The 12,320-nt window shown below is 38.5% G+C and carries 10 protein-coding genes; all 10 read right to left on the bottom strand.

The features are described 5' to 3' along the window. Positions 1-589 precede the first annotated feature (589 nt). Positions 590-2,182 (bottom strand): immunoglobulin-like domain-containing protein, encoded by a 1,593-nt coding sequence (locus tag I6N95_RS00380; protein ID WP_209524355.1) that lies wholly within the window; start codon positions 2,180-2,182, stop codon positions 590-592. A gap of 354 nt (positions 2,183-2,536) precedes the next feature. After that, the gene (locus tag I6N95_RS00375) at positions 2,537-3,058 is read right to left on the bottom strand and encodes a recombinase family protein (RefSeq protein WP_209524354.1); all 522 of its coding nucleotides are present in this window, start codon (positions 3,056-3,058) and stop codon (positions 2,537-2,539) included. Between the two features lie 21 nt (positions 3,059-3,079). Next, positions 3,080-3,973, bottom strand: coding sequence for a DUF916 domain-containing protein (locus tag I6N95_RS00370; protein ID WP_209524353.1), 894 nt, complete (start codon positions 3,971-3,973; stop codon positions 3,080-3,082). Between the two features lie 123 nt (positions 3,974-4,096). Beyond that, the gene (gene lepB / locus I6N95_RS00365; RefSeq protein ID WP_347340517.1) at positions 4,097-4,690 is read right to left on the bottom strand and encodes a signal peptidase I; all 594 of its coding nucleotides are present in this window, start codon (positions 4,688-4,690) and stop codon (positions 4,097-4,099) included. A gap of 22 nt (positions 4,691-4,712) precedes the next feature. Next, the gene (locus I6N95_RS00360; protein WP_209524352.1) at positions 4,713-5,378 is read right to left on the bottom strand and encodes a hypothetical protein; all 666 of its coding nucleotides are present in this window, start codon (positions 5,376-5,378) and stop codon (positions 4,713-4,715) included. A gap of 15 nt (positions 5,379-5,393) precedes the next feature. Next, the gene (locus tag I6N95_RS00355) at positions 5,394-6,467 is read right to left on the bottom strand and encodes a WxLIP family cell surface protein (RefSeq protein ID WP_209524351.1); all 1,074 of its coding nucleotides are present in this window, start codon (positions 6,465-6,467) and stop codon (positions 5,394-5,396) included. Positions 6,468-6,752: 285 nt separating this feature from the next. Further along, complete coding sequence (locus tag I6N95_RS00350) at positions 6,753-7,493, bottom strand: WxL domain-containing protein (RefSeq protein ID WP_209524350.1); 741 nt, start codon at positions 7,491-7,493, stop codon at positions 6,753-6,755. A 56-nt stretch (positions 7,494-7,549) separates the two neighbouring features. Further along, positions 7,550-8,332, bottom strand: coding sequence for a WxL domain-containing protein (locus I6N95_RS00345; protein WP_209524349.1), 783 nt, complete (start codon positions 8,330-8,332; stop codon positions 7,550-7,552). After that, on the bottom strand, positions 8,325-8,648 hold the full coding sequence (locus tag I6N95_RS00340) for an LPXTG cell wall anchor domain-containing protein (RefSeq protein WP_209524348.1): 324 nt from the start codon (positions 8,646-8,648) through the stop codon (positions 8,325-8,327). The genes I6N95_RS00345 and I6N95_RS00340 overlap by 8 nt, the downstream gene beginning before the upstream one ends. Positions 8,649-8,664: 16 nt before the next feature. Beyond that, positions 8,665-11,274, bottom strand: a complete 2,610-nt coding sequence (locus tag I6N95_RS00335) for a pectate lyase-like adhesive domain-containing protein (protein WP_209524347.1) — start codon at positions 11,272-11,274, stop codon at positions 8,665-8,667. Between the last annotated feature and the right edge of the window lie 1,046 nt (positions 11,275-12,320).

Here is a 12,320-nt window from a genome sequence, read left to right as displayed (position 1 = left end):
TTTACGAACTTAATCATTTAAAAATACTGAACCCAGCATAACACTTTAAACACACTTATCTATTTTATCACCCTTAAAAAAGAAAGTACAGGTTTTTTTATCTTTATTTTTATTATCAGTACATCAATTCCGTTTTTTCAAAAGATAATAGTTCACATGATTAAATAATTCAAAGTAACCACTAGTTATCATATGTAATAAAACTAAACTACAAAAAAATAACTTAAAACTGCAATTTAAAAGCGTCAGACCTGTTCACTTCATCTTTCACATAACAAATCCTTCTCTGTTTCAATACTTTCTCCTTTACAATGCACCTTCAAAATCAGTCAGCATTTTTTTCACCTAAAAAAGGTACCCCATTATAGATGTCACATCAATCAGTCGTTATCAACTGTACGAGATTACTTTCCGAGCTTCTTATAAAGGCTGGTTTGGATGTAAAACCATTATGATCGATATGAAACCAACTTAATCTATGGTAGCCTCAGTTTCGAAATTTCAAACATCGCATTTGAATGAGCTTTTATTCAACGCAAAAAAGCAACTCTGCCACTGTTGACAGAGCCGCTTAATTATACTTAATTTTCTAGTTAACTACAGTTACTTGGATTGTTAATGTAACAACATTGTTGTCTGAATCCGTAATAGTGTAGGTTACTGGGTAAACACCAGTCCTACTCTCATTAACTTGATTATCAACCACAACAGAAGAAATTAAATCTCCATCTTCAAAATCATAAACTTTAACATCTTCTAACGGATTAAACTCATCACCTTTAACGTGCGTACGATCAGCCGCTTCAATAATTGGCGCATAACCAATGGTTGGACGTTCTGCTTCGCCTTCGATAACGTTAGTTGAAGAAATATAATCATCAAATTGAGAGTTGCTTAATTTAAGAACAGCCGCACCTAAGTTATAAGTAGAAAGGTAACCATAAGTGTAGTCATTGTTCATGATGTAGTTTTCCATTGTTGGCATATTGTAAGTTGAAATATAACCTGAAGAACCTTTAACTTGAGAATCAGTCATTACAAAGTTTTTAACTGCTTTGTTGTTATAAACACTCACATAACCAGAAGATTGTGATACTTCTGATGCATGCATGTCAAATGTGTGCATAGTTTCGCTATAAGCAACGTCGATTAAACGCGTTCTGCTGTTAACGAATTTAAGGCTTTCTAATCTCAATCCTTTTTGAGTAAAGGCCACATGAGTTTGGATATCCACGTTACGGAAGTATAATTCTTTTGTTCCGTTCAAGACAGTTGAATAACCATTTGATAATTTGATAGTAATCGCATCTTTCACATCGTTAACAGTTGTTACTGTTACGTATGCTGGTACGTCAATTGTGTTTACCACACCATCAGCACCTGAATAGAAGATTTTACCTGGTTTAGAAGCATCAAATTTTGATGCGCCAATTGCTGAACCGTTTGGATTCATAAAGAAGATATCAGCTGCACTCATGCCACCAGATGTAATACATCTTAAGCCTTTTGGACGCTCAACACGTGTGTTGATGTAGTTTGTACGGAAACCTTTTTGGTTGCTGTATTGGTTTGCATCATCTTTTAATACTGAATTTGAAACAGTTGCTTCTGTTAATGTTTTGTTTGAATAAATACGTAAGTCAGCATTCAAACTAGAACCATCAATGACTAAAGTTTTTAAAGCTGGAGCTGAATGAATTGCAAATGAGTAATCAGTTGCGCCAAACGTTGAATTTTTAACAATCATTGATTGGATATCTTTCATTCCTGAGAAGTCAACACCCTTTTGGAAGTTAACGCCTTCAAGTGTTACTTTCGTCACACCATGTAAATAAAATGGAATTAAGTTTGGAACTGTAATGTTCTTAAATGTAACATCTCGAACATTTGTCAATTTGTGAGTTTGTCCGTTAAATTTAACTGAAATAGTCGTAGATGTTGCACTTAATGTTACTGGTGACGATGTTGGAATAGCAATTTCTTTTCTTTGACCAGTTGTATCAATATACGATACACCTGATGCTAAAGTTACTTGATCACTCAGTACTTGAGTCACCTCTGGGCTTAATTCTGCTGCATCGGCTGTCGCTGGGCTAATAAATGCTAACGCAGTGCTCGCCAATACGGATGCTAGCATTAAATACTTAACACCTTTGTTTTTTGTCATGTTCGTTGTTTTCATTTCTTTTCATTCCTCCTATGTTCAATATACCCCAATACTAACACTGTTATTTCAAAAAAGCAATTGTTTATGAACTGAAATTTATTAATTTAAGCATATTCTAATAATTAACTTAACTCATCTACTGTGATTCACGACAACTTTAATTATATACCAAATGACAATAAACGTTATATTAAACTTTTAAAAGTTAATATAATTGAACTTAATTTCGTAATGTGGATCATAACTATTTCATGTAAGTAATGATGATAACATTTATTTTTATCTTTGTAAAAATCTATTTATTCAAAATCCATTTATTTTTTCACAAAATGAAAAGCTGGTTCGGGAACCATTTTTTACGAACAAACATTATGTTTTTTCTTCTTGAGTCGCATATTTATAAGCCGTTCCAACTGAAACGCCACAGATATCGGCAATTTCACGAATCGTTTTCTGGCGAGAAGCATAAAGACTACGAATTTTTTCAACTACCCGTTCATTGATCTTTGGTCTACCGGCAATCAAGCCTTTTTTCCGAGCATTCTCAATCCCTTCCATCGTGCGACTGCGCATTATCTCTTCTTCCATGACTGCCATCTGATATAAAGCACTTGTGGTAACCTCGTCACTGATTTCTCCTAAGACACCTTTTTCTAACAATATTAGACTTTTTCCTTGTTCATGTAAAAGACGTAATCCCGGTAACAACTGAATCAATTGCAAATTAAGGTCGATTAATGAAAACGCAACAATCTCATTCTCCACATTCTTAGCAATGAACTCCAGAAAATGCGCCGCATTGTTGTCTTCCGGCTTAATCAGACTTACCTCCTGACAGACTTCCCGTAAACTAATCGCCGCTACGGAGTCTGCTGTATACCCAACTTTCATCTATTCCATCCTCTCTTAATTCTAATTTCTAACAAACACTATATAGAGTATTCCTGTCCCAACAATTAGCAAACTAGCAATAATCCCAACAGGTAGCCAATTAATGGCCCGCGCTTCTGTTTCACTTGTTTTTTCAACTACTTTAGGTGTTGACGTCTCCACCTGTACTGTAAAATCTTCCACCCACTGCCAACTCTTATCATCAACTGTAACAGTTGTCTTCGTTTGATAATCACCACTACTTAGGTCAACGTTCAAAGGAAGTTTAATAATGGAGTTAGGTGCCATTTTCAATTTTTCAAGACGGGTCTCTCCCAGCACTTCTGCAGAGTCTTTAGGTGTGACAACCATTTCTACTGTCATCTCCTTAACAATCCGAGCTGCCTGATTGCTGAAACTAAAGACGACCTGCTTATTCTTAAACGCAGTTGGTTCCGAAATAAAATCCAAGGCTGGGACTTCCTCCCTTTCCCTTAAAGAAATGGAATAGACATAGGCATATTGATTGTTGATTGACACAGCTCCATTTGATGCCTGAGCCTTGTCTATTTCTTGCTGTAGCTGGACACCACCTAAAATCACTCCAGATACTGACTCGTCTGGCATTTTGAGTGTTAGTTTTAGGACGGCTCTCCCATTTTTAGGCAACTTAACACTGGCTGGCGCTTCAATTAAGTCCGTTAATCCATAGGCCAAATTCTCTGTGTTTAGCTGTTCACTAGGCCCGTAATCAATAACGCCTCCTTCAGTTGTCGTAGCATTACTGACGATAACATTAATGGTTAAATCTTGATCTGTCAAGTTGGTTAATTCCGTCTCCAGTACCTGTTCTTGCCCTTTTGACATCATTAAATCAAAGAAGTTGCCTTTTTTTATTTGATTTTCAGGAACTTTATTGACATAAGTGAAACTCATGCCTGATTCTTCTTTTTTTCCAGAAGCCTCCACTTCCTTAAAAAAAGTGAAACAGAAAAAAATTAGGCCTATTAAAAGACTGCCTGCTAATTTTATTTTCACGATGTGATATCAACTCATTTCTTAGTATGTTTTGATGGCATCTAAAGGAAATACTCTAGCCGCCACGACACCAATGATTTCCGATTGCTTAACAAAGTGATAATCACGGCTGTCTGTGGCCCCCTGACGATTGTCACCTAAGACAAAATAATGCCCCTGTGGCACTTTGTTTTTACCTGTCAGTTTTTCAAGTGTAAAATCAGGTGTTAACACCCCTTCTACCAAATCTGCTTTGCGGCTATTTAAGTAACGTTCCGTTTTTCCTTGGCCGTTAACAACCAACTGATCATCTTGGTAATAAAGCTCATCTCCTGGCATACCAATTACACGTCGAACTGAGCGCTCGTTGACTTTATTCGGTGTCTTAAGATAGACCAAATCAAAGGCCTTTGGTTGTTCCTTCGTAATCAACACCACATCTCCATTTGACAGTTCCGGCATCATTGAATAACCGCTCATCTGGCCAAAAGAAACAGTCAGTGAACCAGCTGCTAGTAAAATCACGATCATAATTGAAAAAGCAAGAACAAAGGCTTTTAGTTTGCGTTTCCGCTCCTGAGCTTTTTTTCGGCGACGTAAAGTTGAGGTGCTGCGTCTCTTTTTTCTTTTTGCCACTCACTTAGCACCTCACATTCGTCTACTGTTTCTGAGCCAACGATTTTTTATCAACTTTATAAAATGAGAGGACCTTATCTTGACTTTCCTCCACCCGCTTCAAATCTTGTTGATAGCTTTCCAACAACCCTTTGTCAGCCACTAAGTCACTGGCCTTTTGCGAAGCCAGATTAATCCCAACTTGCCCCATACGGGCGTAATACCGATTTAACAATAGCTGAGACTCTTTCGTCCCTCGGTCACTGCCTTTTTTCGAAGCAAAACTAGCCATTCGCACAGCCAGTGTATGAATATTGGCATTGGCCTTTTCTTGATTGTCGCTAGCTTCCAGGGTCTCCAATTGCTCCGTCATCTGATCGATTAAATAATAACCGGTCACGATGTTTTCCGTATCAGCAGCGGTCATATTTGTCATTTGATAATATTTTACATAACCCCCAACCCCACTCAGAACAAGCACGGCTATTAATAAGCCGATTCCACTTTTAAGGTTATTTTTCTGGGCATTGGCATAACGGCTCTTTTGACGACGCCACTTTTTCTTAGAGGATCTGCTTCTCGGTTTCGGTCCTAATTGTTTCAGCTGAGACTTTGCTCGCAAGCTACCTACAAAAGCGGCGATCATTAACAATAAACAGAGGATCCCTAGGGATATGGTACCGATTATTACCCAATCTAAATTGATCATTACCAAACCTCCTGCCTATTTTTTGCGTTTCTTCAACGAGCTCGTTTCTTTCTTTTTGTTGATCAAGCGAATCACCAAGAATATCCCTACAATTACGAACAAACCAGCAAAAACAATGGCGCCGATCATTTTCCAGTTCAAACCGCGCTCTTGTACGATGTTGACATCGCCTTGGTTAAATTTATCAGCATCCTCATCCGTGATCTCAAAATCTTCTGTCCAAACCCACTCTTTATCTCCATTTGAGGCTTTAACATTCGCTGTGTACTTTCCAGCAATCATTTCTTCTCCAGCCAAACTAATCGGATAGGACATTAACGTATTTGGCGCCATGGCCATATTGGCTTTTTTACTTTCATATAACACTTCTTCGCTACCTTGTTTAGTGATAACCGCATCTAACACTAAATTTTCTACTGTTACGGCTGTCGTATTGGCTACATCAAGAAAAATAGCATTTTTATAATTGGCTAGTTCAGGGTAAACCTTTTGCAAAGCTAGCTCCGGGCTAACCTCTTTATCGGTCATTGATAGTGTGACACCAAACAAATAGGCTACCTTATTGACGATTGTTTGGCCTCCCTTGTTATCGCCTGCTTGATTACCCTCTTCGCCTTGTCCAACCTTTTGCATTTGAATGCCACCTGTGACAATCCCATCATAAGCAACTTCTGGCATCTTGATTGCCAGAACCAAGTCCGCCTTTCCTTTGGCAGGAACCTTAATCGACTCTGGGATCGTTACTAAATCAGGTAAATCATATTGCATGGATTTATCTTTTTTGAAGGCACTTGGGCCATGTTCTAAAACCCCGTTACCATTCGTACGAGCACCATTTAATGAAAGATCGATGGTTATTTCTTCATCGCTGTAGTTTTCAAGCACCACCGTCACATCTTGCTCTTGTTTCGGGGCCATCTTTAATTTTAAAGAGCCACCTGGCGTCACCTGATTTTCCGGATAATTAATTTTATAGCTATAACCTGTTGACTCGACGGCATTTTCAACCTCATCGGCTTGTGCCCATGTTGGCAGTACAACGGCTGTTACAACTGCTAAAGCAGTAAATAGATGTTTCAATTTAATCATAAAACTGTCTCCCTTTATATGTTTTTATCGTCTTGGCTCTCAGCAACTTCGACAACTCCAATAGTTATCAGTCATTGCTCAAAGCAGAACATGTCAATAATAAGCTCAGCGGGGATGAATTCCCCGCTGAGTTATTCTAATTCGCCATCATTTATTTTACGAACAACTATCAAATCTTTAAATGCTACTCCCTTACAACAAAAGCATTTTTAGACGGTTCGGAATTAATGATTTTCGAACGATTTAACAAGATTTAATGAACAGTTTGTATTCATTATAATCTGTTTAATCTAAATTAGCAATAGTCCATGTGATGTCTGCAGTGTACTCTTCATTAACTGAAAGTGGTGTAGACGCTGGCACTGTTAAAATAACTGATTTATCCATGTTAGCATCTGTTGAAGTACCGTATTCAACTGTATATGTTCCCCAACCTTTGCCGGCTGCTGCATTGGCAACTGGTGCAGATGAACCATCAGACTCTAATAAAACTGTCGCATTTGCAACAATATCACCTTTATCGGTTTGTGTTGAATTCACGAAAGGATTCGCAAATGAAATCGTTGCGCCGCCAATTTCGTCTTGAGTTGTTTCACTTGTAAATTTCTTTGTCATGGCTGCAGATAATTTCCAACCTTGTTTAGCTGCCCCAGTCCGTTTGTCTGTCACTTGAACATAGTTTCCACGTTCTGTATCAACGCCATCTTTTTTAACTGTTGTTGGTTTTGCTTCATAAACACCTGCATTCGCTGAAGGGGTTAAAGTTTGTTCACCAAATTTAAGTACTGATACGAAGTCAACTGACAAAGGTCCTTGTTCTGTTTGTTCAGTCCCTTCACCTGGGTCTACTGTTACTTCTTTACCTGGATCTTCTGGATCTGTTGGACCTGTAATGGTTTTATCTTCCAAGAATTTAACAGTACCTTTACCTGTTAAGTTTTCACCTGCTGCAAATGCTTGTGGTGCTACCATTCCTAATGCTAATGACGCTAATAATACTGAACCTGCTAATTTTTGTAATTTCATAATAATATTTCCTCCTAGGGGTTTCCCATATTTTAGTTTTGTACTGCTTGGTAATGCTATGACAACTCGGCTATCGTCCAAGTTAACACCGTAGTATATTTAACCGGATCTTTTAATGTTTTTCCCGGCACGAACAATGAGATTGCTTCATTTTTAAACATAGGTTTCTTGGTCAGTGGGTCGATGATGGCTGACCCATCTGCGTTAAGCATTGGCTTAAGAGTCTTATCATTGCCTGCTACTTCACCTGATGAACCAAACTGGATCACCCAAGTACCATTGCCTTTGCCCCGTTCGGCAGTCGCAATCGGATACGAAGCGCCAATTTGGTTAATCTCAATGGCATCCTTCATAATCGTCGGTTGAAATTGCTGACCCATAGTGGAATTTGCCCACTGCTTGTCTAAGGACAGGACGGCTCCTTTTAATTCGTTATTCTTAGTCGTACTGTTTGAAAACTGCGTTTCTTGTTTAACCGTTAACTCCCAACCTGCCACCGTGCCACGATTATCCGTCACTTGAACATAATTCGCTCGTGCCGGTGTATCGCTGTGAAATAATTGAGCATCAGCCAAATAGGTTTGGTCACTTTTAGAAATCGCCTGAGCCCCAAAGGTGAATCTTGGGATTAAATCCAAGCGTAGCGGCCCATCGGTTTTAACAATCGGTCCTGGATCCACTACTTCTCCTGGGTTTTCAGGGTCAACTGGCGGTGTCTCCTGATCACTGGATTGAAAGGTAACCGTTCCTTTTCCAGTTAAATCATCCGCCGCTTCCACCATTAGTGAAGCATTTATCGCAAGGAGCATTATTAGCACAAAAGAGGTGCGTTTAATCATGATCAACCCCTCTCTTTTTCGCTTGCCGTTGCCAGCCCCAGATCCCAGCCAATAAAATGACTATCCCAATCAGATAATAGGAACTGTTTTTTTCACCAGTTTGAGGTAAGCTCAGGATTTTTGACGGTGTTTTACTTGGCGTCGTCGGTGTTGGAACAGGTGCTTTAGAATCAGATGTCGCAGGAAGACTGCTGTCTTCGTAATAAAACTCCACTTCACCAGAATTGCCAGCACTACCTGCACGAACGATTGACGGAAAAGTCATGAATAAAACAAGGGCCACACTCAACATTACTTTAACTCTGTTTCTGCTCATTGATCTCATCCTTTCCTTATTCAATCGTATCGCGCAAAGTCCACTTAATCGTTCCCGTATAGCTTCCGCTGGTTTTAGGAACAACATCACCTTTTGCCTGGAATTTTAAGCCATTTTGATCGTTCCCTTTACCCCAACCATCTGTAATGTTGTAAGTTAATTTAGGATCATTCGCGCCGTTTTGATAAATCGTTTGTGGGCTACTTGTTAAAGTTAACAATTCGTTATTATAGTAGTACTTCATAGCACCAATTAGTTGATCACCATCATTGGTCATCTCTTCCACTACTTGAGCCGTCACATCCCACTTATCGCGGGCACCACGAGTATCTTCTACGATCAGCTCCGTATCAATATCACCATTATCCGCACCAATTGGTTGCATAAAATCTAGAACACTCACCGATCCAAAAGAAATATTAGCTGGTGCCGAGGTTAAGGTTAATATTCCATTGACGGTCACTATTTTACCAGCTTTAAAAGTGGCATCGCTGTAAACAAGATCTGTCACTGGATTGATATTCCCAATATCACTGTTGGTTATTGGAGGGTTTGTTATACTCGCTTTGCCGGCTCTATCTTGCAAAAAGATTTGCAATTTGTCATCTTGTTTCAACAAGCCATCTGGAAGAGTTATTTTCCATTTCCCTTGATTGTCAACAACCGTTGATAACCCAGGTTGAGGGATGTTATTTAAACTAAAGGTCACATTAGCATTGACTTCCCCTGACCCTGATAATTCTTTAGAAATTGGACTAACCCGTTCTTCATTATCAACATTAGCTGGTTCTGGTGGGGTGATATCGATAACCGTAATGTCTGTCACTTCTTCACTGACATAGGCACCACGCTTAGCTACTCCCGAGATTTTCGTACCAGCTGGATAGAAATCAGCGACATCGTAATTGATATAGCCATTAGCATCAGTCGAAACTGTCCGCTTTTCACCAGTATGCCCGTCTGTTAGTTCGACAGTCGCTTGATTAAGCGAGGCGTAAACCGAAATATAATTGATTGTGCCATCAGGTCTTAAACCTTCATTATCAGGAACTTCTCCTATTTTCACTCGACCAATTCGCTTAATCTGCTTGTCAGCATCCGTAACCGTGCCCCACTCAATAACAGGTTTTTGGTTCATCCCCGAGATTCTTCGGAAATTTCCTAAACCAGATTTATAATCCGTGGTTAAAGAGTCCACACTCGATGAAACATTGAGATAAGCAGCAGTATTAGCACCGCGAGTCAAAAAGTTTTCAATCGCTGCATAGGTACTATCTGATGGCCCTAAAACATCTGACGGCATTTTCCATAAGTCAATATCAGAATTTAATATTTCCAAAGCGTTGGAAGTACTATTTGTCGCATTACCATTGCCCGCTGAAAGAAAAGCCCGTGATGTCGTGTTATTGGTTCCTAAATTTCGAATATCATATTGAGCTGGCTGATCCAGAATCAAGCGATTGTTTGAACCAGATGAAAAATCGACTAATGCACCTGGATTCGGTCCAATTACATAAAAGCGAGCGCCCGGCTCAATCGTCATTCGTGCTCCTGAAGCAGCAATCAGCCCTGTTCCAGTTGTAGCAACTACAGCATTGTTTGCACTACTTGTTAAGTTAACCACTGATCCTTCTTTAGCGTTAAAGGTCTGATTGGCAACTGTCCCAAACGCTACCGCGTTACCTGGCATTTTCGCATTGTAAACAGCATTTTTCCCCACTGTGATGCTCTTATAGTAGTGGTAAATCGCTGGATAAGCACTCCCTGTACCGTTCCGCTTACGTAAATCAACCCGAGCATTTTCACCAATGTTAAACTCACCAGCATAACCAGTATCGCCTACTTGTTGAGTTCGTTCATACCAGACCGTCGACCAGTTATACTGAGTGTTTTCACCAATATAATGGGCATCAGGTTCAACTATGACACTACCAATATAGAAATTCTCACCTGTGGTTGTTAAACTTACATCACCATACAGCCTGACTTCAGCCCGACTGGCTCTCGCCACCCGACGAGTCTGATTACCATTCACATCTACATCAGGCACAACAATATTTCCTAGACGATACTTCCAAGCATGGGGAACAGTTCCATATGAACCGCCTCCATCAATAATCGATTCACTGTAGGTTCCTCCCTGAGCATTAGACAGGATGATGTCATGAATATGAATCTCACTACCGAATACCGTTGGAGCTGCAATTCCTAAGGACGTATTGGACAAGGCTAATTTATAGTATTTTTCATCATCTGTTTGGCCATTCGGATCTTTAACACCACTTATTTCCAAGCTTCTTGTCAGGTTATTCCCTGTCCCTGTTAAAGTAGTATCTGTTGTTTTTCTGATAATATCATCTGTCAAAACAATTTTACTGACTGTAGCATCTCTATAAGCCAACCGAAAGTCATTCCAATTGGAAACTTCTCTCGTTTCAATTCCACGTACATCACGAGCTTCGACCTTACGATCGTCAACAATTTCAGTTTGATTCGATTCCTTTGCATCATCGTCTACTGTTGCAGCAAATCCTTTCACCTGAGAACCGATTAACATAGCTAGAATTAACATACTAAGTGTTTTTTTATTTATACACTTAGTTCCTCGTAATTTTCCGTTCGTCATCTTTTCCCTCCTCTCTTTTTTATTTAAATTCCTCCCTCAGATCGTTCAAAAAAACATCACTAAACTATTTGAAGGTAGCAAACCTTTCTAACATAAGAGTGTAACTGTTCTATTTCCCCAATAACTGTGGCACTCTTAGGTTAAAAACAAACATACTTCTTCAGTTCGTATTCTTTTCTTTTATGAACGAAGAGTTAAAAAATATAGCCGGATACTTACCAGCCTTGACGTGCTTCCTTTGATCAATTAACAAATCGCCACTCTTATCTAATGTTTTACGAACACTCACCTAAAAACAAAATCCTTTCAAAAGCAAAGGACCAAGATTAATTCAATAACAAAACTAACGTTAAAAAATTAGCGATTTATCAAAATTCAAAATAACGATCAATTACAATTTCGTAGGGATCGCTCTAGCACAAAACCTAGTATACACGCTTTAGATATATTTGGTCAATGGTTATTAATATATTATTATTGTGCATTTAATAAACTGTTTTTCTTGACAAGCTTTTCGTATACAATAAAACTAACCATTATTGAATAAAATTAAAATAACACAAATTAACATATTTTAAATTCATAAATGTAGGTATTATCGATTAAAAAGATAACGATTTTATACCTATAAAGCAAAAAAAAACTACATCAATGATTATCATTCATTAAAAATACACAACTAACGAATCTGTTCATAAAAATATTAAATGAACGGTTGCTGTAATATGAAAAATATTCTTCAAAACGTTCCTTTTATATTCGCTTTATTTGACGTTTTTTTGTTATTTAATTTTTAAAAGACTAATATCAACTAAAAATAAGACTCTAAATACTTAAAGAAGTGAGTGTCAAAAGCTGAAACGAAGTCTAAAATGCTTTCACTTGGTGACAGTCTCTGTTCATATAGTATAACTCTTCCTTGATATTATCTCTTTCCTTCTATATAATAGTCCTTCTCTCTTATTTACATTCAATCTGACTAATGGTAGCATTATTAATAAGATAAGTTCCGTAACTCATAGGGATATCAGGAAATAAAGGAGGAG

The organism is Vagococcus allomyrinae (genome assembly GCF_017829975.1).
Lineage (GTDB): Bacteria > Bacillota > Bacilli > Lactobacillales > Vagococcaceae > Vagococcus_D > Vagococcus_D allomyrinae.
Note: the sequence above shows the minus strand (reverse complement) of the source record. Positions and strands in the feature narration are given on the sequence as shown.